Annotated in this window: 22 protein-coding genes; 9 read left to right on the top strand and 13 right to left on the bottom strand. The window is 73.9% G+C overall.

What is annotated here, in order from left to right:
- Positions 1-33: 33 nt before the first annotated feature.
- The 5 genes from ACIP67_RS35365 to ACIP67_RS35385 all read right to left on the bottom strand — a co-directional run bounded on the left by ACIP67_RS35365 (position 34) and on the right by ACIP67_RS35385 (position 6,527).
- Positions 34-1,860 carry a hypothetical protein gene (locus ACIP67_RS35365; protein WP_401697386.1) on the bottom strand — a complete coding sequence of 609 codons (1,827 nt, stop codon included), beginning with the start codon at positions 1,858-1,860 and terminating at the stop codon, positions 34-36.
- A gap of 8 nt (positions 1,861-1,868) precedes the next feature.
- On the bottom strand, positions 1,869-2,756 hold the full coding sequence (locus ACIP67_RS35370; RefSeq protein ID WP_401697387.1) for a carbohydrate ABC transporter permease: 888 nt from the start codon (positions 2,754-2,756) through the stop codon (positions 1,869-1,871).
- Positions 2,757-2,774: 18 nt separating this feature from the next.
- The gene (locus tag ACIP67_RS35375; protein ID WP_401697388.1) at positions 2,775-3,752 is read right to left on the bottom strand and encodes a carbohydrate ABC transporter permease; all 978 of its coding nucleotides are present in this window, start codon (positions 3,750-3,752) and stop codon (positions 2,775-2,777) included.
- Between the two features lie 47 nt (positions 3,753-3,799).
- Positions 3,800-5,119, bottom strand: coding sequence for an ABC transporter substrate-binding protein (locus ACIP67_RS35380; RefSeq protein WP_401697390.1), 1,320 nt, complete (start codon positions 5,117-5,119; stop codon positions 3,800-3,802).
- Between the two features lie 274 nt (positions 5,120-5,393).
- Positions 5,394-6,527: an ROK family transcriptional regulator gene (locus tag ACIP67_RS35385; RefSeq protein ID WP_401697391.1), complete on the bottom strand. Its 1,134-nt coding sequence runs from the start codon at positions 6,525-6,527 to the stop codon at positions 5,394-5,396.
- A gap of 832 nt (positions 6,528-7,359) precedes the next feature.
- Between ACIP67_RS35385 and ACIP67_RS35390 the strand changes: the two genes are divergently transcribed.
- From ACIP67_RS35390 to ACIP67_RS35405, 4 genes are all read left to right on the top strand, one after another.
- Positions 7,360-9,276, top strand: a complete 1,917-nt coding sequence (locus tag ACIP67_RS35390) for a phosphatase PAP2 family protein (protein ID WP_401697392.1) — start codon at positions 7,360-7,362, stop codon at positions 9,274-9,276.
- Between the two features lie 288 nt (positions 9,277-9,564).
- Positions 9,565-10,488: a MurR/RpiR family transcriptional regulator gene (locus ACIP67_RS35395; protein WP_401697394.1), complete on the top strand. Its 924-nt coding sequence runs from the start codon at positions 9,565-9,567 to the stop codon at positions 10,486-10,488.
- A gap of 361 nt (positions 10,489-10,849) precedes the next feature.
- A complete protein-coding gene (locus ACIP67_RS35400; protein WP_401697436.1) occupies positions 10,850-11,224 on the top strand; it encodes a hypothetical protein in 375 nt (124 codons plus the stop codon).
- Positions 11,225-11,324: 100 nt separating this feature from the next.
- Positions 11,325-13,856: a SpoIIE family protein phosphatase gene (locus tag ACIP67_RS35405; protein WP_401697396.1), complete on the top strand. Its 2,532-nt coding sequence runs from the start codon at positions 11,325-11,327 to the stop codon at positions 13,854-13,856.
- Positions 13,857-13,894: 38 nt separating this feature from the next.
- Here the strand turns inward: ACIP67_RS35405 and ACIP67_RS35410 are convergent, their stop codons facing one another.
- Together ACIP67_RS35410 and ACIP67_RS35415 are read right to left on the bottom strand one after the other, a co-directional pair.
- Positions 13,895-14,578: a peptidoglycan-binding protein gene (locus tag ACIP67_RS35410; RefSeq protein ID WP_401697397.1), complete on the bottom strand. Its 684-nt coding sequence runs from the start codon at positions 14,576-14,578 to the stop codon at positions 13,895-13,897.
- A gap of 59 nt (positions 14,579-14,637) precedes the next feature.
- The gene (locus ACIP67_RS35415) at positions 14,638-15,465 is read right to left on the bottom strand and encodes a hypothetical protein (protein ID WP_401697398.1); all 828 of its coding nucleotides are present in this window, start codon (positions 15,463-15,465) and stop codon (positions 14,638-14,640) included.
- Positions 15,466-15,870: 405 nt separating this feature from the next.
- Between ACIP67_RS35415 and ACIP67_RS35420 the strand changes: the two genes are divergently transcribed.
- The 3 genes from ACIP67_RS35420 (at position 15,871) to ACIP67_RS35430 (ending at position 18,111) form a co-directional block, all read left to right on the top strand.
- Positions 15,871-16,719, top strand: coding sequence for a bifunctional methylenetetrahydrofolate dehydrogenase/methenyltetrahydrofolate cyclohydrolase (locus ACIP67_RS35420; protein ID WP_401697399.1), 849 nt, complete (start codon positions 15,871-15,873; stop codon positions 16,717-16,719).
- 139 nt (positions 16,720-16,858) lie between these two features.
- A complete protein-coding gene (locus ACIP67_RS35425; RefSeq protein ID WP_401697438.1) occupies positions 16,859-17,557 on the top strand; it encodes a TetR family transcriptional regulator in 699 nt (232 codons plus the stop codon).
- A 140-nt stretch (positions 17,558-17,697) separates the two neighbouring features.
- A complete protein-coding gene (locus ACIP67_RS35430) occupies positions 17,698-18,111 on the top strand; it encodes a Zn-ribbon domain-containing OB-fold protein (RefSeq protein ID WP_401697401.1) in 414 nt (137 codons plus the stop codon).
- Between the two features lie 196 nt (positions 18,112-18,307).
- Here ACIP67_RS35430 and ACIP67_RS35435 read toward each other — a convergent pair whose 3' ends face one another.
- Positions 18,308-18,688, bottom strand: a complete 381-nt coding sequence (locus ACIP67_RS35435; RefSeq protein WP_389518173.1) for a PPOX class F420-dependent oxidoreductase — start codon at positions 18,686-18,688, stop codon at positions 18,308-18,310.
- Between the two features lie 59 nt (positions 18,689-18,747).
- Positions 18,748-18,876 (bottom strand): hypothetical protein, encoded by a 129-nt coding sequence (locus ACIP67_RS35440; RefSeq protein WP_401697403.1) that lies wholly within the window; start codon positions 18,874-18,876, stop codon positions 18,748-18,750.
- A gap of 562 nt (positions 18,877-19,438) precedes the next feature.
- Here ACIP67_RS35440 and ACIP67_RS35445 point away from each other — a divergent pair.
- Positions 19,439-20,839: a S1 family peptidase gene (locus ACIP67_RS35445; protein ID WP_401697440.1), complete on the top strand. Its 1,401-nt coding sequence runs from the start codon at positions 19,439-19,441 to the stop codon at positions 20,837-20,839.
- A gap of 195 nt (positions 20,840-21,034) precedes the next feature.
- On the opposite strand, the gene ACIP67_RS35450 is transcribed toward ACIP67_RS35445, so the two are convergent.
- The gene (locus ACIP67_RS35450) at positions 21,035-21,208 is read right to left on the bottom strand and encodes a hypothetical protein (RefSeq protein WP_401697405.1); all 174 of its coding nucleotides are present in this window, start codon (positions 21,206-21,208) and stop codon (positions 21,035-21,037) included.
- A gap of 121 nt (positions 21,209-21,329) precedes the next feature.
- The gene (locus tag ACIP67_RS35455; RefSeq protein ID WP_401697406.1) at positions 21,330-22,025 is read right to left on the bottom strand and encodes a L,D-transpeptidase family protein; all 696 of its coding nucleotides are present in this window, start codon (positions 22,023-22,025) and stop codon (positions 21,330-21,332) included.
- A gap of 189 nt (positions 22,026-22,214) precedes the next feature.
- Between ACIP67_RS35455 and ACIP67_RS35460 the strand changes: the two genes are divergently transcribed.
- Complete coding sequence (locus ACIP67_RS35460; protein ID WP_401697408.1) at positions 22,215-22,751, top strand: hypothetical protein; 537 nt, start codon at positions 22,215-22,217, stop codon at positions 22,749-22,751.
- Positions 22,752-23,073: 322 nt separating this feature from the next.
- Here ACIP67_RS35460 and ACIP67_RS35465 read toward each other — a convergent pair whose 3' ends face one another.
- The gene (locus ACIP67_RS35465) at positions 23,074-23,703 is read right to left on the bottom strand and encodes an MBL fold metallo-hydrolase (protein WP_401697410.1); all 630 of its coding nucleotides are present in this window, start codon (positions 23,701-23,703) and stop codon (positions 23,074-23,076) included.
- The gene (locus ACIP67_RS35470) at positions 23,703-24,788 is read right to left on the bottom strand and encodes an S-(hydroxymethyl)mycothiol dehydrogenase (RefSeq protein WP_401697411.1); all 1,086 of its coding nucleotides are present in this window, start codon (positions 24,786-24,788) and stop codon (positions 23,703-23,705) included. Before ACIP67_RS35470 ends, ACIP67_RS35465 begins: the two co-directional genes overlap by 1 nt.
- Between the last annotated feature and the right edge of the window lie 44 nt (positions 24,789-24,832).

A 24,832-nucleotide genomic window follows, 5' to 3' on the forward strand; every position in this document is an offset into this window, starting at 1 on the left:
GCGGACGGCCCGCCGCGTCCGGCGGGTGCGCGATCAGGCCCCGCGCAGCGTCAGCCGTGGCTCCCCGTGCGCGTCGTCGTCCCCGAGTACGGCGGTGAAGGCGGCCGTCCGCACGGTCAGCCCCTCCTCGCCCCACGCGACGGACACCGCCAGTGGCTCCCGCGAGCCGTACCGCACCGCGAACACGTGCAGGTCCTCCGGCGCGTCCGGGACCGGGTCGGCCTCCAGGGCCGTGGAGGCGACCAGGTGCTTCCAGCCCTCGTCGGGGTCGCCGTAGCCGCGCGGGTCGGCGGCGAGGGCGAAGGCGGCCTGCTCCTGGGTGAGGTCGGCGCGGGCGTCGAAGTGGTCCGGGCCCGCCGGGTCGGGGTGCGTCAGGCGCAGCGCGCCGGCCGAGGCGACCGCCCCCCGGGCCGTGCGCCGCACCCGGTCGCCGTCGTCCTCGGCGTACGGCATCCCGGCCAGCAGGTACGGCGTGCCGTCGAGGCGTTCCACGGCCACCGTCGTCCACAGGGTCGCGCCGTCGGTGACGTACAGGGAGCGCACGTGGCGCAGGACGTGGTCGCGGCCGACCACGGGCTGGGTGACCAGCTTGGCGGCCAGGCCGTCGGCGCGGACGTCGCGGACGCGGACCTCGCCCATGGGACGGCACAGCAGGAAGCCGTCGGTGACGGGGCCGAAGCCGTGCCGGCGGTCGACGGCGGCGGGGAGGTAGTAGGTGCCGCCCGCCTCGACCACGGCCGGGGTCATCCGGTCGTCGAAGGCGACGGAGACCGTGCCGGCGCGCAGTTGGTGCCGGGTGGCCGTGGTGGACGGCTCCCGGTGCCAGCGCGTGGTGTCCTGGATCTGCCAGACCAGCATCCACGCGAAGTGGCCGTCGACGCCGCCGTCCGCCTTGACCGCGTGCCGTGCCCAGCGGGTGTCGCCCCGGTAGCGGCCCAGGTCGGAGCCGATGCGGCGGCTGAAGTAGCGCAGGCCGAGGACCGACTCGAAGGCGGAGTGCTGTTCGCTGTAGCGGGGGCCGCCGTTGTCGAAGCCGCCGCCCGTCAGGCGGGCGTCGATGTAGCGGGCGAGCGCGTCGCCGTCCTCGGCGAAGACGTCCTCGCCGCTGATCCGGTGGGCCTGGGCCAGGAAGGACAGGGAGATCGGGCCGTAGTTGTTGTCGTAGGCGCCGCCGTGCTCGGGGGGCAGCAGGGCGCCCCGGTCGCGGACGCGGTGCGCCCGGATCTCGTCGCGGTACAGCGCCATCGCCCGCGCGCGGACCGGTTCGCCCTGCGCGGGCGGGAGGTGGCGCGCGAGCATCAGGCCGCCCACCACGCAGCCGATGGCCTGGTTGCCCGCGTGCTGCGGGTTGAAGAAGGTCGCCTCGGTCAGCCATCGCCAGTAGCCGTGCGCCACCTCCAGCAGGTCCGCGCGCAGGTCGTCGTCGACCGGGCCGTCGGCCGTGTCGAGGACGTTCACCGCCTGGAGCAGCGCCCACACCGTGCTCGGCCAGTCGCCGATGGGATGGGCTCCGGCCGCCAGGGTGTAACGGGCGTACGGCAGGCCGGAGGCGCGCACCCTGAGGTTGGGGTAGCCGGGGTTGTCGTCCCGGTAGACCCGTTCGCGCAGGTGGAAGGCGAGGCTGCGGCGGACCGCCTCGGGCAGCCGCGGGTCCCGGGTGCGCTGCCAGGCCAGGGCCAGCAGGGAGGTGATGCCGAGGGAGGTGTCGCCGATGTCGTCGACGCAGTCGGGGTGTTCGAGGTTGCCCTCGGGCGTGAGCCGGGCGAGGGCCTGCTCGGTGACGTCGGCGAGGACGGCGTCGTACGCCTCGGGGGTGTCCGGGAGGTCGTGCAGCGGGCCGCGCTGGTGGGGGAGGTGCATGTCGCGGATCAGCCCTTCATACCGGAGGTCGCCAGGCCTTCGACCAGCCTCTTCTGGAAGACGAGGAAGCAGATGAGCGTCGGCAGGAGCGCGAGTGTCGACATGGCGAACATCGCGCCGTAGGAGGAGCCGCTGGTCTGGTCGAGGAAGAGGGTCAGGCCGAGGGGGACGGTGAACTTGTCGTTCTGCTGGAGGTAGACGAGCTGGTGGAGGAAGTCGTCGTAGGTCCAGATGAAGGTGAAGATCGTGGTGGTGATCAGGGCCGGCTTCATCAGCGGCAGGATGATCTTCCAGTAGATCTGCAGCGGGTTGGCGCCGTCCATCATGGCCGCCTGGTCCAGTTCGCGCGGGATGGAGCGGATGAACTGCACCATCAGGAAGATGAAGAAGGCGTCCACCGCGAGGAACTTCGGCACGATCAGCGGCAGGTAGGTGTTGATCCAGGTCAGGTTGTAGAAGATCGTGTACTGCGGGATCAGGACGGCCTGGGTGGGCAGCATGAGCGTGCCGAGCATCAGGCCGAACCAGATCTTCTTGCCGCGGAACTCGAAGCGCGCGAAGGCGTAGGCGGCCAGCGAGCAGGAGATCACGTTGCCGATCACCGCGCCGATGGTGACGATCAGCGAGTTGGTGATGTAGAGGGAGAAGGAGTTGCCGGAGCCGCTCCAGCCCTCGGAGTAGTTCTCCGGGCGCAGCGCGTTCGGGACGAGTCCGGGGTGGGTGAAGATCTCGGTGTCGGGTTTGAAGGAGCTGCTGAGCATCCACAGCAGCGGGTACAGCATGACGACCGCGACGCCGACGAGCAGGGTGTGGAGGAGGATGCGGCGCGAGCCGGTGGCCGAACGCAGTCGGTGCAGCGGGGACTTCGGGGTGCGGGCCGGGGTGGTGGCGGACATGGGGTGGGGACTCCTCGCTCAGTCGTCGTAGTGGACCCAGTAGCGGCTGGCGATGAAGTTGACCGCCGTGAAGCCTGCGATGACCAGGAACAGCACCCAGGCCAGCGCCGAGGCGTATCCCATCTGGAGGTCGGTGAAGCCCTTCTTGTACAGGTAGAGGGAGTACAGCATGGTCGAGTTGAGCGGTCCGCCCGAGCCGTTGCTGATCACGAAGGCCGGCGTGAAGGTCTTGAAGGCGTCGATGATCTGGAGGACGACGTTGAAGAACACGATCGGGGTCAACAGCGGCAGGGTGATCCTGAAGAACCGGGTGACGGGGGTGACGCCGTCGATCGCGGCCGCCTCGTACACGTCCTTCGGCAGTTGCTTGAGGCCGGCGAGGAAGATGACCATCGGGGTGCCGAACTGCCAGACGGCCAGCAGCACGAGTGTGTAGAGCGCGCTGTCGGGGCTGGAGATCCAGTCCTGGCCCTGGATGCCGAACCAGGCGAGGAAGTCGTTGAAGAGGCCGTCGCCGCCGAAGACCTGCCGCCACACGATGGCGACGGCCACCGCGCCGCCCAGCAGCGACGGCAGGTAGAAGGCGGCCCGGTACAGGCCGATGCCCTTCAGGTCGCGGTTGAGGAGCATCGCCACGCCCAGCGCGAGCGCGAGCTTCAGGGGGACGGAGACGGCGACGTACACGAGGGTGGCGTGCACCGAGTCCCAGAAGACCGGGTCGTCGGCGAACATCTTCTCGTAGTTCCGGGTGCCGGCCCACTGCGGTGGGGTCAGCAGGTCGAACTTGGTGAAGGACAGGTACAGCGAGTCGAGCATCGGGTAGATCGTCAGCCCGAACAGGCCGACGAACCAGGGGGCCAGGAAGAGGTACGGCCACCATCCCCCGCCCCGCCGTCTGGCGAGGCGGCGGCGCATCCGGTCGCGCTCCCGCGAGCCGGACGGCGTCGCCCCGGCGGGCGGCTCCTTCACGACCCGGTCGGTCTTCGCGGTGGTCATACTCATCTCCCTGGCCCCTCTCCCGGTGTGCTGACGTGCGCTGCGGCCTACTCGGCCAGGATTCCGGCCGCCTGGTCGAAGAACTCGCCCAGCTGGGCCTTGATGGACTTCTTGCCGAAGGCCACCGCGAGGTTGGACTGGAACAGCAGGTCCCAGACCTGGTCGGCGCCCTGCGGCGGGGGAACCGGCGCGGGCAGGGCGTTCGTCGCCTTGGCCACGCGCTGGGAGATGTAGTCGGCGTTCTCCATGTTCAGCTTGTCCGTCTCGGACAGGCCCGAGGCGATCAGGGAGCGGGCCTTGTCCGTGGGCGGGATGCCGCGCAGCAGCTGCATGTCCTCGATGGCGGTCTCGTCCTGCGCGAAGAACGACATGATCTTGACGGAGTCGCCGATCTTCTTGCTCGTTTTGGTGGCGCTGAGCAGCACACCGCCGTTGACGAAGTTGCCCTCGCGGGCTCCGGAGAAGTCGCCCTGCGGGGTGGGCAGGAAGTCCAGCTGCGCGTCGGTGATGGAGCCGCCCGCGCCGTAGACGCCGGAGTCGAAGGTGAACAGGGCCTTGCCGATGACGACCGCGTTCTTGGTGAGGTCGTTGTGAGCGGCGGAGGTGATCGCCGGCGGCGGGGAGGCGTTGGCCTTGCGCATCGCGGCCCAGTACTCCCACCACTCCTGGAGGGTGTCGGCGGTGAAGCCGAGCTTCTTGCCGTCGTCGGAGAAGAAGGTCTGGCCCTTCTCCCGGGCGAAGATCTCGAAGCACTGGAGGGTGGAGCCGCCGCCGTCGTCGACGCCGTAGGTCTTGCCGCCGCTCTTCTTGTACACCTGCTGGGCGACGTCCTTGAGGTCCGTCCAGGTCCACTCGCGGTCCGGCAGCTCCAGTCCCAGGGCCTCCAGGCCGCTGCGGTTGACGGTGAGCTGGTTGACGCCGATGCCGGAGGGGACGCCGTAGAGCTTGCCGTCGACGGTGCCGGCGGCCAGGAGCGTCGTGGAGAAGCCGGTGAGGTCGAGGGTCTTGCCGACGTAGGAGTCGAGCGGGGCGAGGACACCCTTGCGGGCGTACTGGGCGACCAGCGCGGTGTCCATCTGGAGGAGGTCCGGTGCGCTGCCGCCGGCGACGTTGGTGTTGAACTTGTCGAAGTAGCCGTCGTACCCGGAGTAGGTCTCCTGGACCTCGATCTCCGGGTTGTCCTTCTGGAAGGTGGCGAGCGCCTTCTTGTAGGCCGCGTGGCGCTCGTCGCTGCCCCACCAGATCATCGTCAGCTTGTCGCTGGTGGTGCCGGCGCCGGTACCGCCGGCACAGGCGCTCAGCGCGCCGGCGGCGGCGAGACCGCTCGCGGTGCGGAGAAGGGTTCTGCGCGAGAAGTGGTGACCCACCGGGTCCTCCCTGGAAGGTGCGTGACGGATTTCCCGGCCGGTCGCGGCGGCTCGGGCACGGTCTGCTCGGAAGGGCGCCTTCCGGGGGTGCGGCCTCGCCCGGCCGCGCCGTCCTCACGGGTGGGGATCCCCGGCCGTCCTGGCCGTCGTCGCGCGAGCACGCCCTCGCGCGGCTGCCGTACCTCGGGTACGGGCGGGACGCTCACCCCAAGCCGGTGTCCCGACCGGCTTAGAAAGCGCTTGTCCGGACATTGGCAGACCGAGTCGGAAGCCGTCAATCCTCCGCCCTCGCCGCCCGGGTCACGTTTTGGACTCCCCGGGCCACCGCGAGCCGTGCCGCGCCGACGACGGTGCCGAGCTCCCCCACCGTGCTGCTGACCACCTCGGTGGGCCAGCTCAGCCGGTCCAGCTCGGCCCGCACGCCGGGCAGGAGCCGCGGGTCGGCGCCGGTGCTGCCGCCCAGCACGATCAGCCCCGGGTCCAGTACGGCGGTCACGGCGGCGGCGAGCCGGCCCACGTCCACGGCGTGGCGGTCGACGACCGCGCGGGCCGCGGGCCGCCCCTGCCGGGCGAGCGCGAACAACTGCCCGGCGGTGCGCGGGCACGGCCCGTCGCCGTCCCGCCAGGCCTCGGCCGCCCGCCGTACCAGGGAGCGCTCGCCGATGTACTCCTCCAGGGCCTCGCGGCGGGGCTCGCTGCCCTCGGCCCACGGGTAGGGCAGCCGGGCCAGTTCCCCGGCGGCGCCGTTCGCCCCGCGCAGCACCCGCCCCCCGACGACGATGCCCAGGCCGACGCCCACGCCGATCCGCAGGTAGCCGAAGGTGTGCCGGCCGCGGGCCGCGCCCTCGTGCAGTTCCGCGAGCGCGGCGCAGTTGACGTTGTTCTCGACGTGGACGGGGACGCCGGGCGGCAGCGCGACGGCCACGGCGTCGAAGACGGGACCGGCCTTGGCGGTCGCGGGGCGCGTTCCGGTGCCGCCCTCGCCCCGCGCGGTGACGTCGCCGACGGCGACGACGATGGTCCGCAGCGGGGCGCCGCCGGGCAGCGCGCCGAGCGCCCGGCGTACGACGTCGGCGGCGTCCGCCCGGGAGCCGGTGGCCTCGGCGAGCGGGGTGCCGTCCAGGGCGCAGCCGCGCACCCGGGTGAGGGCGGGTCCGAGGTCGACGGCGAGCACGGCCCCGGCGGCCGGTCCCAGCCGGTAGACGGCCGCCGAGCGGCCCGTGCCGCTGGAGGCGGTGCCGGAGTGGGCGGCGAGCCGGGCGCCCTCCAGTTCCGCGACGGCGGAGGACACCGTCGGCTTGGACAGGCCCGCCAGGCTCGCGAGCTGCGGCCGGGTCGCGCTGCCCGCCCCGGCCAGCACGGCGAACACCGCGCTCGCGCTCTCGGTGAGGCGGGGGGCTCTTGCCACGTCGTGTTCCACAGTTCCCCCACTCGGGTCAGGGGCCGCGCTCCCGGGTCGACGGCCCGTACGGGACACGGCGACGCGCCCCCGGGTGGACGGCCCGTACGCTCGCGGCGACGCGCTCCCGGGTCGACGGCCCGTGCGGGAGGCGGCGACGGTTGCCCGGGCGCCACGCCGTCGCGCTCCCTTGCGCTCCCTCGACGGCCGGTCGGACGACCGGCCGCGTGACGACTCTTGACGCACTGTACTTCGTTAGTTAACTTCCTAACGAACGTAACGGTACTCGCCTGCCGTACTCCGTCCGAGGCCCGTCCCGGGGCTTCCCCGACTTCTCGACTCCCGGTCTTCCGGGCGCGGTTCACTCCTGATCCCCAGGCGCGGTTCACTCCTGGTCCCCAGGTCCGTTTCCTTCCTGGTTCCCAGGCGCGGTTCGCCCGCCGCCGCAGCCCGGCGCGACGCCCGCGCGGGGCCGCCGCAGCACGGCCACGCGGTGGCGGCGGCCCCACGGGACACGGCCCCTCGGCTCCCGCGCGCGGAACACACCGCGGCCCGCCCCTCTCGCGGTCACCCTCCGACGGGAGAGGGGCGGGCCCGCCGTCCGTGGTCGGCCCCCACCGGCACGCAGGCAGTTCCTGTGAACCCGCGCCCCCCGTTCACCCGCAGGACGCACCACGGTCGCCGCGCCCTCCCCGACGGGACACGGCCTGGCCGTAGATCTTCGCTCGGGCGCACCACGCGGCTCGGCTCACCGACTGCCGGACCCGCCGGACCCGTACCGGTCCGCGCGTCCTCCCCCGCTCCCGGCCCCACGGCCGCAGAACCGAAGAGAGGCACATCCATGCCGTCCCCCGCCGGGCACCGCACGCACTCGGCCGTGAACAGGAGGGGCTTCCTGAGGGTCTCCCTGGGAGGTTCCGCCGCGCTGGTCGCCGCCCCGACGCTCGTCTCCTGGCCGGCCGCCGCCGACGCGAAGGCCGCCACGGCACCCCTCGCGTTCGTCGACGACTACCGGACGAACGTCCTGACGAACCTCACGCCCGAGACCAACGCCGTCGTGCGGATCCTCGGCGGCATGGCCGAGGTCTGGAAGACGGGCGCCGCCTGGAACACCGGCACCGCGCTGCGCCCCGAGGTGCTGCGCGCCAACATGCGCTACTGCGCCCGCGTCACCGCCGCGCGGACCGAGGCGCAGGCGAAGGAGGCGTTCGTCCACGACCGCCAGCACCAGAGCTACGCGATGATCGCCGCCCTGGGCCCGCTCGCCGAGCTCTACAAGGCGGGCGCCAAGGCGGTCACCTCGATCACCAGCGCCCCGGACACCACGCCCGCGACGACGATCAGCGACGCCGTGCCCGCCGACGCCCCGGCCGGTTCCGCGACCGGCGCGGGCGCGTACACCTCGGACCTCGGGGACGTCGCCCGGCTGGTCGACACCGTGCGCGGGCCGTACGCCTCCGGCAACCCCGGCAAGTACGCCTTCCAGTACCCGCGGCCGTGGCGGATGAACGAGGACAGCGAGGTCGTCGACACCGGCCGCACGGACGCGCTCGGCTACCCGGTCTACGACTCGAAGGTGGTCGTCGTCCCCCAGCTGCTGCGCCAGCGCAGCACCTCCCCCGTCGACGACGGCGGCTTCCCCAGCGGCCACACCAACGCCTTCCACCTGGCCGCCCTGGCGTTCGCGTACGCCGTGCCGGAGCGGTTCCAGGAGCTGGTGACGCGCGCGTTCGAGCTGAGCCACACCCGGATCGTGTCGGGCATGCACTCCACCGTCGACGTCCTCGGCGGCCGCATCATGGCCACCGCCCTCGCCGCGGCCACGCTCGCCGACCCGGCCAACGCCGAGCTCAAGCAAGCGGCGCGGGCGCAGGCCCTGGCCTACTTCACCGGGCGGACGGGCAGCACGCCCGACACACTGTTCGCGTACGCCCACTCCGACGCGGACGACGCGTACGCCGACCGGGGCGCCAACGCCCGCGCCGTCGAGCCGCGTCTGACCTACGTCCTCACCCGGGAGGGCCGTGCCGAGCCGCTGACCGTGCCCAAGGGCGCGGAGGTGCTGCTGGAGACGCGGCTGCCGTACCTGGACGCCGCCCAGCGCCGCGAGGTGCTGCGCACGACCGCGCTGCCCTCGGGCTACGTGCTGCTCGACGGCTTCGAGCAGTGGGGGCGGCTCGACCTGTTCACGGCGGCCGACGGTTACGGCTCGTTCGCCTCGGACGTCACGGTCACGCTGGACGCGTCCGCGGGCGGTTTCCACGCGGCCGACGCCTGGCGCAACGACATCGGCGGCCGGGGCGGTCTGACGAAGAGGGGCACCGGCACGCTCACCCTGTCCGGCCGCAACCGGTACACGGGCGGCACCGTGGTGGAGGACGGCGTGCTGGTCTCCGCCGCCGTCCACGCCCTGGGCCACGGTGACGTGCGGGTGCTCGGCGGGACGCTGCGGATCGACGAACCGGCCGCGGTGCGCGGGCTGTTCGCTCAGGAGGCCGGCACGCTGGAGGCGACGCTGGGCGCGGGCCGGCATCAGGCGGTCCTGACGGCGACCCGGCGGGTCGTGCTGGGGGCGGGCGCCGTGCTGTCGCTCCGCCTCGACACCGAGCGGCCCCCGGCCGCCGGCAGCACCGTGCGCGTCCTCGACGCCCCGGCGCTGCGTGGCCGCTTCGACCGCGTCGAGCTGGACTCCGACACACTGCGGGCCGTGCCCGTGTACACGGCGGACGGACTGTCGGTGCGGCTCCTGAAGCGGTAGCGCCCCCTCGGCCGGGAGCCGCCCACCGGCTCCCGGCCGGACCCTGCCCGCCCGCCGCGGCGCGCCCCGCCCCGCGGCGGCACCGACCCCACCGCCTCACCCCTCCCGCTCCCCCTCCCAGTCCCCCCTCCCGCCCTCCCTCGCACGGCACCCTGCCTCCCCCCTCCCGCCCTCACGCCCTCCCTCGCACGGCACCCCGCCTCACCCTCCCGCTCCCCCTCGCACGGCGCCCGGCCCGGCAGGCCCTGAGCTATGTTGAGCCCCGTGGGAGACAAAGGAGGAGGACCGGTGCCATCGCCTCAGCAGGCACGCGCACAGGCGACCACGATCACCTCGGGCAAGACCGCTCCGGAGGCGGAGGCGTCCCCCACCTCACGGCTGCGGGCCCTGTTCGACGGGCCCCATCTGTCGCCGGGGCAGCGGCGCATCGCCCAGTACCTGATCGAGCACCTCACCGAGGCGGCGTTCCTGTCGATCACCGACCTGGCCGAGCGCGTCGGCGTCAGCCAGCCCTCGGTGACCCGGTTCGCGGCCGCGGTGGGGTTCAGCGGGTATCCGGCGCTGCGGGAACGGCTCCAGGCGATCGCGCTCGGCACCCGGGCCGGCGGGCCGGCGGCGGCCGAGGTGAACCGGGGCAACGAGCTCCAGGCGGCGGTCGACGCGGAGATCGAGAACCTGGAGAACCTGCGGCGCGACTTCGCCGACCCCGACGGGGTCATCGACCTCGGCCGGCAGCTGTCGGCGTCGACGCCGCTGACGATCCTGGGCCTGCGCATCTCCGCCTCGCTCGCCGAGTACTTCGCCTACGCCGCCCGGCGCATCCACCCGGACGTGCGGCTGGTGACCCGGGGCGGCAGCGTCGCCTACGACGCGCTGTTGCAGTCCCGGGAGGCCGGCGGGACCTGGGTGCTGGCGTTCTCGATGCCCCGGCACGCCCACGAGACGCTCACCGCCGTGCGGGTCGCCCGCGGCGCGGGGCTGAAGGTCGCGCTGGTGACGGACCTGGCGCTCGGCCCGGTGGCCGACGAGGCCGACGTCACCTTCGCCACCGGTACCGGCTCCCGGCTGGTGTTCGACTCCTACGCCGCCCCCGGGGTGATGGCGGCCGCGCTGCTCCAGGCGATGACGGACGCGGGCCCCGAGCGCACCCAGGCCCGCCTGGAGGAGTACGAGCAGATCGCCGAGCAGCACCGTTTCTTCCTGCGGGAGTGACCTCCCGGCCGCCGCGCCCCCCTGACCGGCCTTCCCCACCCGTCGCCCACGCGACGCCTCCGCTACCCCCTCACAGAAGAGGCACAGAAGAACGTTTCCGGCCATTCCGCGCATGAATGTTTTCATACGTCTTGCGCGGGAGACGGCATATATAAATACTGCTCACGGCCGCACCCGCCCGTCGAGGGCCCGAGTACGGGCATCCGAAGCCGCCGTGCCCTACCCGCGTCGGCGCCCAGGATGTCCGGGCCTCGCCCGGCGCGAGGCCCCCCGGAGCGGCCCCGGTCACCCCCTGGGCCGGGGCCGCTCCACAACGTCGGACCACCCGTCACGACGCCGCACACCGGAAGCGATGATCATCATGCCCCTGACGACGACGCGCATCAGCCCGGACTGGCCGTGCCAGGTCAAGACCCCCGGCAGCTACGACTGGCAGCGCTCCGCGGCCAAGTGGCTGCGCGAACTGGTGCCCGCGCGGTACGCGAGCTACCCGGCGCTGCTGCGCCACCCCGTGCTGCTCGCCCGCCACGCGCAGATCCAGGTTCAGCACGAGATACGGATCGCCCGCACCGCCCTCCAGACCGCCCGCGCCGACCTGCCGCGCCTCGGCGTGCCCGAGTCGGTCATCGAACACACGATCAAGCTCTACGCCGCCGAGGTACTCCAGCTCCAGCACATCGCCCGCAGCGTCCGCGCGGTCACCGAGGCCCTGGCGGACACCGGCTCCGGACGCTGAACGGCGACCTCCGTCCGGCGCCCGCGCCGGACATCACGCCTGGCGGCGGCGTTGCCGCAAGACCCCGATCGAAGACTGATCGGTGTGCCATGCTCGTGGCGTGACGAGCGAACCCGCCCGGCCGGCCCCGTCAGGTGCCGCGCCCGACATGGCCGCCCTCACCAGGGTCGTGGCGCGCCAGCGTGCCGAGATGGACCGACTGCAGGACCTGGCGGCCACCACAGCCGTGGTGGAGCGTGCCAAAGGGGCCGTGATGGCGCTGGCCGGGTGCTCCGCGGAAGCCGCCCAGGAGGAGCTGCGACGGCGCGCGAAGGAGGCCCGGCGGACCCTGCTGGAGGAGTGCCTGCTCACCCTCGACGGACTGGGCGCACCGGCGGGTCCGTCCCCCGGGCGGCCGGACCCGCCCGACGCCGTCACCGGCATGAGTCCCGGCGCCCCGCAGGAACCGGAGGAACCGACCGACGCCGCAGCCGTCGGGCTCGCGGGGCTGGGGCAGGCCCTCGCCCACGTCGGCAGCCCCCAGGACCTCGCCCGCTGCCTGCTGGACCACCTCGCCCCGGACACCGGCGCCGACGCGGTCCTGATCGTCGCCCGGCTGCCGTCCGGCGGGCTGGAACTCCTCGGGCACGCCGGCCTCGACACCGCCCCCGCCGGCCGGTGGAGCGGGGTGCCGCCGCTCGGCGGGACCGCCGCCCTGGACGCCCTGGACGCCGGGGAGCCGCGCTGGCTGGAGGACCCGGAGGAGGACCGGACGCGGTATCCGCTGATCGGCGATCCGCCAGAGCGGTGGCCGAGCCGGGCCTGGCTGCCGGTGCAGGCCGGGGAGCCGGCCGGCCTGGCCCTCGGCATACTCCGTCGCCGCGAGGGCCCGTTCACGCCCGAGGTCCGCCGGCGGCTGCTGGCCGCCGCCGGGCTGTGCGCCGGGCCGCTGCGCGTGCTGGGCACCCGGCAGGACCCGGCCGTCGGGGCGGACAGCGACACCGTGCAGACGGTGTTCGACCGGCTGCCCGCCGCCGCCGTCCTGCTCACCCCGCTGCCCGCCGCCCCGGGCCGGGTGGAGGACTTCCGTATCGACGCCGCCACCCCCGGGACCGTCGATCCGGCCGGCCGCAGCGGCCGCCGACTGGTCGGGCTGCGCGTCCTGGAGTGCTGGCCGGAGCTGGCCGGAGAGCCGCTGTGGCAGGGCTGCCTCACCGCGCTGGCCTCGGGACAGCCGTACGAGAGCGAGCCGTTCGCCCACCGGCGGGCCGGGACCGGGGCCGGGGCCGGGGCCGGGGCCGGGGCCGGGGCCGGGGCCGGGGCCGGGAGCGGGGCCGGGGCCGGGAGCGGGGCCGGGGCCGGGAGCGGGGCCGGGGCGGGGAGCGGGGCCGGGACCGGGAGTAGTGAGCCGCCCGCCTGCTCGGCGCGGGCCGCGCGGCTGGGCGACCGGCTGGTCGTCAGCTGGATCCGGCAGGACCCCTCGGACCGGCAGGAGCAGCGGCTCGCGGACGTGCAGCGGCTGGGCAACCTCGGATGGGTGAACTGGAACCTGGTCACGGGCGAGGTGAACTGGTCCTCCCAGGTCTTCACCATCTTCGACCGCGCCCCCGAGCGGGGCGCCGTGCCCCTGCCGCGGCTGACAGCACTGGCGCTGCCGGAGGACAGGCCCGCGCTGGCCCGCGCCCTCGGGAACCTGATGCGGGAGGGGCGGCCGTGCGACGTGCCGTTCCGGATCGCCGCCGGGGAAGACGTCCGCCATCTGCGGGCGGTGGCCGAGGCGGTCACGGACGCCGACGGCACGCCGGTCGAGGTGCACGGCTTCGTACAGGACCTCACCGACCGGCGCACCACCGAACTCGCCCTGCTCGCCAGCGAACGGGCCATCCTCACCCAGCACGGCGTGCTCCAGGCCGAACGCACGGTGGCGGCACGGCTCCAGGACGCGCTGCTGCCGCTGCCCAAGCGGCCCGCCCGGCTGACGGGGCTGCACGTCGACATCGCCTACCTGCCCGCGCAGTCGGGACTCAACGTCGGCGGCGACTGGTTCAGCGCCATCGAACTGCCCGACGGGGACGCGCTGTTCGCCGTCGGGGACGTCGCCGGGCACGGCATGGACGCCGTCGCCGCGATGGCCCTCCTGCGCTTCACCGCCAAAGGCATGATCATCACGGGTTCGTCGCTGACCGGGGCGCTCGCCCGGCTCAACGCCCTGCTGCTGCACTCCCGCGACCCGCACGGCACCGCGACCATGGTCCTGGCCCGCTACACCCCGGCCCGACGGCGGCTGGTCTGGGCGCAGGCGGGTCACCCGCCGCCGCTGCTGCTGCGCGACGGCGAGGCCCGCTACCTCGCCCGGCCCCGGGGAGTGCTGCTCGGCGCCACCGAGACCCCGCACCACGAGGAGGCGGAAGTCGTTCTCCGGCCCGGCGACCGGCTGGTGCTGTACACCGACGGTCTGGTGGAGCGGCCCTCGGAGAGCATCGACCGCGGCCTGGAGCGGCTCGCCCGCGCCGCCACCGCGGCCGTCCCGGCCGGGTCCTCGCCGTTGGAGCGGCTGCTCGGCACCCTGCTGGAGCCCGAGCAGCGGGACGACGTGTGCGTGCTGGACATCCGCGTCCCGGACGACGGGGAGGGGCCGGCCTCCGCCCCGTAGCCCCGTCCGTCCGGCCCCGCCGGAGGGGCGCGGTCGCGTCATCCGGTGCGGGACTCCAGATCGCGGCGGGTGTCGTCGCCGTAGACGCCGGTCTCGTCGCCGCGGACGCCGTACCAGAGCTGGAAGCGGGCCACGGCCTGGGTGAGGACGGTGCCGTAGCGGCCGTCGGTGGGGCCGTCGTCGTAGACGTTCGGGATGCGGCGCAGACGCTGCTGGAGGTCGGTGACCTCGGGGCCGGTGTCGCCCTCGCGCAGCGTGCCGGGCCCGTCGGGGTCGCTCGTGGCGGCCTGGCCGCCGGCGGTGCTGGTGGCCGGTGCGGGGACGGTCGCCGGGAGTGTCCGCGCGGTCGCCCCGTCGTCGCGGCCGGGCAGCAGCAGGGCGCAGGCGAAGCCGGCCAGCGCCGCCGCGAGCACGGCGACCGAGGCGACGGCCGCGCGGTGCGGCCGGGCGCCGCGCCTCAGTCGCGGCCCGCCCTCCCCCACCGGCGGGAGTTCCCGGGTCTGGGCCTCGGCGTCGGTGGGCCCGTCCGGCAGGGGGACGGCTTCGTAGGGGCCGGCGTCCTCCGTCATCTCCCGGAAGAGTTCCGCGAGGGCGTCGGTGTTGCGCGGTCTGAGCACCCGGATGGGCTCCAGGACCGGGCGGTCCGGGCTGCCGGCGCTCTCCGTGCTCTCCCGGGGTGCCGGGCGATCCGGCGGTCGTCCGGGTTCGGCCGGTGTCGGCACGCTGCTCTCCCTCCGTCCCGTGTCCCCGGGGAGGGATACGTGCGCGGGCGCGCTGGGGTTCAGCCGGCGAGGAAGCGGTGCAGGGACCGGGTCAGGGCGGCGACGAAGGCGTCCCGTGCGGCGTCGTCGAGGGCGTCCAGGGACAGGTACGGATTGAGGTCCTCCAGCTCCACCAGCAGCAGCTCGCCGCCGGGGGCTCGGCAGGCGTCGACGCGCTGGACGCCGTGCGCGAGACCGTTCCAGTCGATGAAGCGGCGGGCGAACGCCAGGTCCTCCGCGGTGGCCTCGTACGGCTCCAGCCGCCAGCGGCGGTCGGGGTGCGGGGCGTACAGGGCGTACTGGAAGGCGTCGTCGACGAAGTAGAAGGAGACCTCGTAGGCGAAGTCGACGCGGGGCTGGACGAGGGTGGCTCCGTCCGCCAGGGCGGGCAGCGCGTCGGCGGTGACGACGCGCAGGCCCAGGGAGTCGGCGCCGAGCTTGGGCTTCACGACGTAGCGGTCGGCCGGGGGCAGCCGATGCAGGTCCTCGGGGCGGTCGACGGTGGGGATGACCGGGAGGCCGGCCGCGCTCAGGTCGACGAGGTACTGCTTGCCCGCCATGTCGGCGCGGCCCGTGAGCGGGTTGTAGACACGGGTCCCGGCACTCGACGCGCGCTCGCGGAAGGCCTCGTACGCCTCCCGGTGGCCGAGCACGGGACCGCTGTTGCGCACGACGACGGCGTCGAAGGCGTCCATCAGCGCGGCCGCGTCCCCGGGGTGGCACAGGGCGAGGTCGAAGTCGGCGCGCAGCCGGGAGGTGAGGAGGATGTCCTCGTCGCAGTAGCGGCGCCCGCGGGCCTGGTACGCCAGGTCGGTGACGTAGAGCAGGCGGGGGCGGACGGCGGGCATGCGGACTCCTCGGACGGGACGGGCTGGACCGGCGGGACGGCGGGACGGGCAGGACCGGCCGGACGGGCGGGACGGCGGGACGGGCGGGACCGGCCGAACGGGCGGGACGGCGGAACGGGCAGGACCGGCGGGACGGCGGGACGGGCGGGACCGGCCGAACGGGCGGGACGGCGGGACGGGCAGGACCGGCCGGACGGGCGGGAAGAGACAAGGCGGGAAGGGACAGGGCGGGCGCGCGGGACGGCCGGTGGTGCGGGAAGCGTACGCGGGCGCGCGGGCGGCGTGCGGGGCGCCCCGGAGTGCCGCCCCGGGCCGCGTCCGGGCGGAGGAGCGCGACCGGGCGTCGCGGGCGGGCCGTACGATGAGCGGACCGGCTTTCTTCTCCTGAAGGGCTCCCGCACTCCCGTGACCACCGCAACTCTCCTCGACGGCAAGGCCGCAGCGGCCGACATCAAGAGCGAACTCGCCCTCCGGGTCCAGGCGCTGAAGGAGCGCGGCATCACCCCCGGGCTCGGCACGATCCTCGTCGGCGACGACCCGGGCAGCCGTTCGTACGTGGGCGGCAAGCACCGGGACTGCGCGCAGGTCGGCATCGCCTCGATCCGGGTCGAGCTGCCCGCCGACGCCTCCCAGGCGGACGTGGAGGCCGCGGTGCTGCGGCTGAACGACGACCCGGCGTGCACGGGGTTCATCGTGCAGCTTCCGCTGCCCGCCCACATCGACACCCACGCCGTGCTGGAGCTGATCGACCCGCTGAAGGACGCCGACGGGCTGCACCCGACGAACCTGGGCCGGCTGGTGCTGGGCATACCGGGCCCGCTGCCGTGCACCCCGCGCGGCATCATCGACCTGCTGCGGCGCAACCACGTGCCGATCACCGGGCAGCAGTTCTGCGTCATCGGCTGCGGTGTCACCGTGGGCCGCCCGCTGGGGCTGATGCTGACCCGCAGCACCGAGCACGCCACGGTCACCCTGTGCCACGAGGCCACGCAGGACACGGCCGCGCACGCCCGGGAGGCGGACGTGGTGGTGGCCGCCGCGGGGGTGGCGCACCTGGTCCGGCCGGACTGGATCAAGCCGGGCGCGACGGTCCTCTCGGTCGGCCTGACCCGCACGGTCGAGGGTGTCCTCGGCGACGTGCACCCGGACGTCGGCGACGTGGCCGGCTCCTTCGCACCGCCGATCGGCGGGGTGGGTCCGATGACGCGGGCCATGCTGCTGACCAACGTGGTCGAGGCCGCCGAACGGCTCTGACGCCCAGGGGTCGACAGCCCCGGCGGCCCCCGCCCGGTCCGCCCGAGCGCACTCGGTTCCCGCCGGAGGGAACCGAGTGCCGTCCCGTGCTACGTTCCCGGGCATGAGCAGCAGCACGCCGCGGGCCGGGAGACCGCCCATGCGGGACGCCCTGGTCACGGCGGCCTTCCGGCTGTTCCTGGAGCGCGGCTACGAGCGGACGACCGTCGACGACATCGTGGCACTGGCCGGCGTCGGACGGCGCTCCTTCTTCCGGTACTTCCCCTCCAAGGAGGACGTGGTCTTCCCCGACCACGAGCGGTGCCTGGCCGACATGACCGCCTTCCTCGCCGCGAGCGGCGAGGAGCACGAGCCGGTGCGCCGGGTGTGCGACGCCGCCCGCCTGGTGCTGCGGATGTACGCCGAGAACCCGGCCTTCTCCGTACAGCGCTACCACCTCACCAAGCGGGTGCCCGGCCTGCGCGCCCATGAACTGGGCGTCGTCCAGCGCTACCAGCGCGCCCTCGCGGACTACCTGCGCGGACGTTTCGCCGGGCGCCGCGACGGGATTCTCCGAGCCGACGTGATCGCCGCCGCCGTCGTCGCGGCGCACAACAACGCGCTGCGCGCCTGGCTGCGTTCGGGCGGCCGGGCCGATGCGACCGCCACGGTGGACCACGCCCTCGGCTACGTGGAGTCGGTGTTCGGACGGCCGCCCGCCGCCGAGCCGCCGACGGCACCGACGGCACCGGCGACGCCGGAGGACGTGGTGGTGGTCGTCGCGCGGCGCGGGGCACCGCTGTGGCAGGTGGTGCGGGAGATCGAGACGGCTCTGGCGCACGACGGAACCCACCCCTGATTCGGGTACGCAGTGCCTTTACGCGTGGCACTGAGTGCCATACTCTGGGCGCGTGCACGGTGGCACGCTCCACCGCGCACGGGCGTGCCCGGGTGAGCCGCGCACGCGGGATTCCGGCCGAGCGCAGGGAGTTGACCAGCGTGTACCACCACTCAGGCGGCACCGTTCAGCAGGCGGCGGGCTCCCCGGCGGGAGTGCTCGACCAGCACGCCGCGGACGGCGAGGCGATCCTCTTCCAGCGCTGCACCTGGTGCGGCACCGCCATGTACCACCGGATACTGTGCCCGGTCTGCCAGGGCAGCGACCTGCGCACCGAGCGCAGCCAGGGCACCGGCACGGTCCGCCACTCCACGGTGCTGCACCGCAACACGCCCTCCGCGCGCAACGTGTCCCTGATCGAGATGGCGGAGGGCTTCGTCGTGCGCGGCCGGGTCATGGGCCCGCCCATCGGCATCCACAGCGGTGACCGCGTCCGGCTGTCCACGGCCAAGGACCCGGTCCGGGGCGAGCCGGTCTTCCAGCTCGTCGACGAGCCGTACCGGGCCTGGTACTGACACCCGCCCGGACCGGCACCGCCGGACGGCCAGCAACCGGCGCAACCGGCGCCGCCGGACGGCCCGCGACCGGATCGCCGACTGCCGGCCGGACGACGGGGAGCGCACCTCCCCGCCCGGTTCCCGAACGGGACGCGATCCCACCCGGTCGCCTGGTCTCCCGGTCGCCTGGTCTCCCCGGTCGCCGGGGCCCGGGTCACAGCGTGACGCGGATGCCGACGGTCCCGTCCAGGCCGCGCCGCAACCGGCTGCCCAGGAGGGTGAGGCGGCCGACGAGACCGTACTTGCGGGCGATCAGGGTGCGGTAGCGGGCGGTGGTCTCCGGGTCGCAGACCTCGGCGGTGGCCGCGACCTGCCTGCCGGACGGCCTGCCGCGCACATCGCAGGGGCCCACCAGGACATCGCCGCGCGCCCTGATCCGCTTCACCTTCCAGGAGTCCGCGGCCGTCCAGACCCCGAGCGTGTCCCCGTCGCGCACCACCCACACCGGGGTGGCGACGGGGCTTCCGTTCTTCCGGTGGCTGGTGAGCAGCAGGTACTTGCCCGCCGCCAGTGTGTCCAGAGCCGTAGCGTCCATGCCCTGAAGTCTAGGCAGCGCGCGGCCGCTTCACCTCGGCGCCCGGCGCTCCCCCGGCGTCAGCGCACCGCGGCCGCCATCCGCCGCACCCCCCGCCACTTTTCGCTCGTACGACGGCGCAGACGGTCGAGGGAGAGGCCGTGCAGGGGATTCGGCTCACCGGACGTCTCGTGCGGGGTCCTGGTCATCGGCACACGACAGGGCGGCTCCGGCGTGCCGCCGGATCATGCGAACGGGACGCCTCCGGCGGGCGCGTTCCGACGCCCGTGTGCGGCTCTCCGGCTTCCTCGCCGGGACCGCCCGCGGATTCGCCTCGGACGAGCTGGACGGCGGTCCGGGCGACCGCGCGGCGGGGCCCGCGGCGGAAGGCGGAGGCGCCCGCGCGCCGGTCAACTCGGCCGTGTGGATTGCTCCTTGACCGTGGCTCACCTTCTCCCAGGCATGACCAGGAGCTGCTGCGTGACCGAGAACCCGCCGGCCGTGGACGAGGCGGCGCAGTCGCCGCGCGACCGCATCGACACCTCCCAGCCGCACACCGCCCGCATCTGGAAGTCGCGCTGGCGCCCCGAGGGGACCGACGGTGCGCGGCCGGAGGAGGTCACCATGTTCGGCGGGGTGGCCCGCACGGCGTGCCCCGCTCGCTCCCGGGCTGAACGCGGCGCGGCTCCGGCACGTATGGAGTCGGGGGCGCTCGACGACCGGAGGGCCCCGCGGTGCCGGCACCGCGCGTTCGGCTTTCGGGAGCCCTGTATGAGGCACGTACGACGACGGATCGTCCGGCGGGTGACACGGCTGGCGGCCGTCGGCGGACTCCTCCTGGGAGGGGCCATGGTCACGCAGGCCGCCATGGCGGGTGAGCCGCCCGCCGCGTCGGCGGTGCCGGGCGATGCGGCACGGTCCGCCGCGGGCGACGGGGCGGACCTGGTGGAGCGGCTCGGCACCGCCCGCACGGCGGGCACCTGGATCGGCGCCGACGGGCGTCCGGTCGTCGCCGTCACTGACGAGACGACGGCGACGACGGTCCGCGCGGCGGGCGCCGAGGCCAAGGTCGTCGGCCACAGCATGAACGAGCTGAGGTCGGCGGCCGAGACGCTGCGTTCGGCGCCCCGGGTGGCGGGGACCGCGTGGGTGATGGACTACCGGTCCAACCAGGTCGTGGTGCGGGCCGACAGCACCGTGTCGGCCACCGACTGGTCGGCGCTGACACGGGTCGCGTCGGGCATCGGCGGTTTCGTCCGTATGGAGCGCACCTCCGGCACCTTCACCACCCGTGTCAACGGCGCCGAGCCCATCCTGTCGACGGGCGGGCGCTGTTCGGCGGGTTTCAACGTGACCGACGGATCGCGCGACTTCATCCTGACGGCCGGGCACTGCGGACCCGCCGGGTCCCTCTGGTTCGCGGACGGCCAGGGCGACCGTCAGGTGGGCCGGACGGTCCAGTCCACCTTCCCCGGCAATGACTTCTCCCTGGTGGAGTACGCGGACGGGGACGCGGGCGACGGGGCCGACGTGGTGGCCATCGGCAACGGCAACGGGGTGCGGATCACGGGCGTGGGCGACGCGGCCGTCGGGCAGCGGGTGTTCCGCAGCGGCAGCACGACCGGGCTGCGCGACGGCGAGGTCACCGGCCTGGACGCGACGGTCAACTATCCGGAGGGCACGGTCTCCGGGCTGATCGAGACGACCGTGTGCGCGGAGTCCGGCGACAGCGGCGGCCCGTTGTTCTCCGAGGGCATCGCGCTCGGCATCACCTCGGGCGGCAGCGGTGACTGCACGGCGGGCGGTACGACGTTCTTCCAGCCGGTGGCGGCGGCGCTCGACCGGCTCGGTGTGCAGTTGATCGTGGCCGCGCCGTCCGACGGCGCGCAGAACGGCGCCTCTCCCGCACCGTCCGAGGGCGCCGCCGAGCCGTCGTCCTCACCGACGCAGGCCGCGGCCGCCGCCGGTGGGGCCTCACCGGGCTCGACGACTCCGGTGACGGGCGCCTTCGACGGCTCGTCCCTCGTCTCCCGGCTGACCGACCCCCGTAACGTCGGCCCCGGACTGCTGGTGATCGCGGGCAGTCTGGTCGCGCTCGTGGCGACACGGTACATCCGCGCCGAGCAGGACCGCAGGGCGTACCAGCGCTACTACTCGGCGACCTGGGGCTGAGCCGCCCGCGGACCGGGGGCGGGGACGACGGGCGGGGCGGTGACGGTGGCGAAGCGGAGGCGGCGGGACGGGATGCCGCCGAAGTAGTCGACGAGGCCGTGGAGGACGGCCGAGGTCAGTGCGAGGAGAGCACCCGTGTGCCGGGGGGTGCCCCGGGACGGCGCTCCGCTGCCGGAGTGCCGCGACGGACGGCCGTCAGGCCGCCCGGAGGGACTGCGGGGCCGCGGCGGCCCACTCCAGGACGAGCCGCTGGTACTCCTCGCGCTGCTCGACGCTCAGTGTCCCGCCCGACCGGAGCCACAGGGCCCGGATCTCCTCGTTGACCTCTTCGGCCGATCGCTCGGAGAGGGGTTCAACAGTGGTGGACATGGTGTGAATCTTACGGCGTCGGGGGTGAAGGCCACGTGAGTAATACAGGGATTAAACGGACAAGGCGGACGTGTGACTGGTCACGTCCGCCTGTCATATGTCACGGCTCACAGCCGCTCCGTCAGGTGCCCGGCTTGCGGCCGTAGACGAAGACGTCGTCGCCGGTCTTCAGCAGCGACCAGTACTTCTTCGCGGCCGTCTTGGTCATGTTGACGCAGCCGTGCGAGCCCGGCGGGTTCCACATGCTGACGCCGACCGAGTGGAAGGCCTGCCCGCCGTCGAAGAACTGGCTGTACGGCATGGGCACGTTGTAGATGGTCGACACATGGTCGATGTTCCGCCAGTAGATCTTCTTCAGGCCGGTGCGGGTCTCGTAGCCGTTGCGGCCGGTGCGGACGGGCACGGGCCCGTAGACGAGCTTGCTGCCGTCCTGGATCCAGCTGAGCTGGAGCGTGAGGTTGACGCAGGCGATGCGGCCCTTGTTGGTCGGGCACTTGCCGGCCGCGTTGGGTTTGTTCCCCACCGCCTTCTGCTTGTTCATGAGGTCCATCACGCCCCAGGTGACGGGCCCCGCGTAGCCGATGGCCGGCGTGATGCCGTGCTTCTTCTGGAAGGCCTGGACGGCCTTGCAGTCGGCGGACGACTGCTTGCCGTCGACCGGCCGGCCGAGGAACTTCTCCACCTGCTTCTGGTACGGCCCGGCCTGCGTGGTACAGCTCGCGGCCTGCGCCGGCGCCGTGCCCAGCGCGAGCGTCAGCGGAGCGACCAGCCCCGTGACCCCGAGCGCTGCCGCTGCTCGTCTGCGTATGTCCCCCATGGCTGCCCTCTCCCTGGCCCGGAACGGCGATCTCGCCTTCCTAGACCCGTGGGAGGGGGCGGCGGTTGTGGTCCGGCCCTAGCTGTGACGAAACGGTGAACTTCCTGTCCGCCGGACCTTCCCGTCCGCCGGACCTTCCCGTCCGTCAGGTCTTCCCCTCTGCCGGACGGGGGCCGGTAGCGTGCGCGCATGTCCGCGTTCCTTCAGCAGCTCCCCGCCCTGATAGGCGTCGTGATCGGCGCCCTGGGTTCGTATCTGGCGCTCGTGCGCAGCGACCGCGAGCGGTTCCGGCGCGAGGCGTCGGCCCGCTGGGAGGAGCGGCGGCTCGCCGTGTACGCCGACTACGCCCGCACGTTGAAGAAGTCGGTCACCCTGACGTACCGGGTCGCCGCGCATCTCGGCAACGACCCGCACCCGCACCCGATGTCCCCGGCGGAGGCCGAGCCGCTGCTGGCGGAGGCCACCGAGGCCCGGGACCCGTCCGGCGAAGCGCTGATCATGCTGGGCAGCCGGGAGGTGGTGGAGAGGGCGCGGGTGTGGGTGACCACCGTGATGGAGATGGAGCGGTTCCTGCGGGAGAGCACGCACGACCCGCGGGCCTGGCAGGCGCTGCTGGAGCGGCAGCGGGCCGGCCGCGAGGGCTACTACGCCGCCGTACGCGACGATCTGGATCTGCCGCCGGGGCACTCGGCGCGGTGGCCGCTGCCGCCCGGGGCGGACGGCTGAGCGGCCACGGCCGGCGGGCGCGCCCGGCTCACCGGTACCCCGTCGTGTCCAACGGCTTCCCCGGGTCCCGCACCGCGTCCCGCACCCCGGGTCGCCCCCGCACCCCGGGTCGCCCCCGCGACCAGCGCGACCCTGCCCTGAAGCGGACCGGACGTGTGCGACCTCCTGTGCGTCCCGGCGTCGATGCCCTCACCGAGGACCGCCGGGAAACCGGACGTCTTGTGTCGCCGGACGTCTTGTGTCGCCTTCGCGGGGGTCACCCGGGTGGAGTCGCGGGCCGGGCGGGCCAGGACGTCGGTCGGCGCTCCGGCCCGCCGGGTGCTCAGTGGCCCCGGGCGATCCACTCCTCCAGGTGGGGTGCCTCGGCGCCGATGGTGGTGGAGTCGCCGTGGCCGGTGAGGACCTTCGTCTCGGGCGGCAGGGTCAGCAGCCGGTCACGGACGGAGGCGATGATCGTCGGGAAGTGGGACCAGGACCGGCCGGTGGCCCCGGGGCCGCCCTTGAACAGGGTGTCGCCGGTGAAGAGCACACCGAGTCCCGGGTCGTACAGGCAGACCGCGCCGGGCGCGTGGCCGGGGGTGTGCAGGACGGTGAGGTCGGCGCCGGCCGCCTCGATGACCTGGCCGTCGAGGAGGTGGGCGTCGGGATCGCGGTCGGGGTGGGTCTGTTTCCACAGCGGCAGGTCGTCGGGGTGCAGCCAGATGGTGGCGCCGGTCAGGTCGGCGAGGGCGGGCGCGGCCCCGATGTGGTCGTCGTGGGCGTGGGTGCACACGATCGCGGTGAGCCGTCGGTCGCCGACGGCGGCGGCGATGGCCTCCGCGTCGTGCGCGGCGTCGATGACGATCACCTCGTGGTCGTCGCCGACGATCCAGACGTTGTTGTCGACGTCCCAGGTGCCGCCGTCGAGGCTGAAGGTGCCGGAGGTGACGAGGCGTTCGATGCGCGCGGTCATCACAGCACCACCACCGAGCGCAGGACGTCGCCGTGGTGCATCCGCTCGAACGCCTTCTCCACCTCGTCGAGCGCGATGGTCTCGGTCACGAACGCCCCCAGGTCCAGGCGGCCCTGGAGGTGCAGGTCGATCAGCATGGGGAAGTCGCGCGAGGGCAGGCAGTCGCCGTACCAGGACGACTTCAGCGCCCCGCCCCGGCCGAACACGTCCAGCAGGGGCAGCTCCAGCTTCATCTCCGGCGTCGGCACACCGACCAGGACGACCGTCCCGGCCAGGTCGCGGGCGTAGAACGCCTGCCGGTACGTCTCCGGGCGGCCGACGGCCTCGATCACGACGTCCGCGCCGAACCCGCCGGTCAGCTCCCGGATCGCCTCCACCGGGTCGGTCGCGCGCGAGTTGACGGTGTGCGTGGCGCCCATCGCACGCGCCGTCTCCAGCTTGCGGTCGTCGATGTCCACGGCGATGATCCGCGCCGCGCCCGCCAGCCGCGACCCGGCGACGGCCGCGTCGCCCACCCCGCCGCAGCCGATCACGGCGACGGTGTCGCCCCGGCCGACATTGCCGGTGTTGATCGCCGCGCCGATGCCCGCCATCACCCCGCAGCCCAGCAGACCGGCCACCTCGGCCGACACCGCCGGATCGACCTTGGTGCACTGCCCGGCCGCCACCAGCGTCTTCTCCGCGAACGCCCCGATCCCCAGCGCCGGGGAGAGCTCGGTGCCGTCCGTGAGGGTCATCTTCTGCCGCGCGTTGTGCGTGTCGAAGCAGTACCACGGGCGGCCGCGCAGACAGGCCCGGCACTGCCCGCACACCGCCCGCCAGTTCAGGATCACGAAGTCGCCCGGGGCGACGTCGGTGACGCCGTCGCCGACCGACTCCACCACCCCGGCGGCCTCGTGTCCCAGCAGGAAGGGGAACTCGTCGTTGATCCCGCCCTGCTTGTAGTGCAGGTCCGTGTGGCACACCCCGCAGGCCTGGATCTTCACCACGGCCTCTCCGGGGCCCGGGTCCGGCACCACGATCGTCTCCACCCGCACCGGCTCGTCCTTGCCCGGTGCGATCACGCCACGCACTTCCTGCGCCATGGTGCTGCCCTTTCGTCGGCGACCCTCTGTCCGTGTCCGACCCT

It is taken from the genome of Streptomyces sp. NPDC088812, from assembly GCF_044750285.1.
GTDB lineage: Bacteria > Actinomycetota > Actinomycetes > Streptomycetales > Streptomycetaceae > Streptomyces.

Bases quoted from the DNA above. Each gene is read 5' to 3' on its own strand.
- ACIP67_RS35415 (WP_401697398.1), bottom strand. From the start codon at position 15,465: ATGCCCGCCGTCCGCCCCCGCCTGCTCTACGTCACCGACCTGGCGTAC.
- ACIP67_RS35370 (WP_401697387.1), bottom strand. From the start codon at position 2,756: ATGTCCGCCACCACCCCGGCCCGCACCCCGAAGTCCCCGCTGCACCGA.
- ACIP67_RS35470 (WP_401697411.1), bottom strand. From the start codon at position 24,788: ATGGCGCAGGAAGTGCGTGGCGTGATCGCACCGGGCAAGGACGAGCCG.
- ACIP67_RS35425 (WP_401697438.1), top strand. From the start codon at position 16,859: ATGCGGGACGCCCTGGTCACGGCGGCCTTCCGGCTGTTCCTGGAGCGC.
- ACIP67_RS35465 (WP_401697410.1), bottom strand. From the start codon at position 23,703: ATGACCGCGCGCATCGAACGCCTCGTCACCTCCGGCACCTTCAGCCTC.
- ACIP67_RS35450 (WP_401697405.1), bottom strand. From the start codon at position 21,208: ATGTCCACCACTGTTGAACCCCTCTCCGAGCGATCGGCCGAAGAGGTC.
- ACIP67_RS35440 (WP_401697403.1), bottom strand. From the start codon at position 18,876: ATGACCAGGACCCCGCACGAGACGTCCGGTGAGCCGAATCCCCTGCAC.
- ACIP67_RS35390 (WP_401697392.1), top strand. From the start codon at position 7,360: ATGCCGTCCCCCGCCGGGCACCGCACGCACTCGGCCGTGAACAGGAGG.
- ACIP67_RS35435 (WP_389518173.1), bottom strand. From the start codon at position 18,688: ATGGACGCTACGGCTCTGGACACACTGGCGGCGGGCAAGTACCTGCTG.
- ACIP67_RS35375 (WP_401697388.1), bottom strand. From the start codon at position 3,752: ATGACCACCGCGAAGACCGACCGGGTCGTGAAGGAGCCGCCCGCCGGG.
- ACIP67_RS35445 (WP_401697440.1), top strand. From the start codon at position 19,439: ATGAGGCACGTACGACGACGGATCGTCCGGCGGGTGACACGGCTGGCG.
- ACIP67_RS35460 (WP_401697408.1), top strand. From the start codon at position 22,215: ATGTCCGCGTTCCTTCAGCAGCTCCCCGCCCTGATAGGCGTCGTGATC.
- ACIP67_RS35400 (WP_401697436.1), top strand. From the start codon at position 10,850: ATGCCCCTGACGACGACGCGCATCAGCCCGGACTGGCCGTGCCAGGTC.
- ACIP67_RS35365 (WP_401697386.1), bottom strand. From the start codon at position 1,860: ATGCACCTCCCCCACCAGCGCGGCCCGCTGCACGACCTCCCGGACACC.
- ACIP67_RS35455 (WP_401697406.1), bottom strand. From the start codon at position 22,025: ATGGGGGACATACGCAGACGAGCAGCGGCAGCGCTCGGGGTCACGGGG.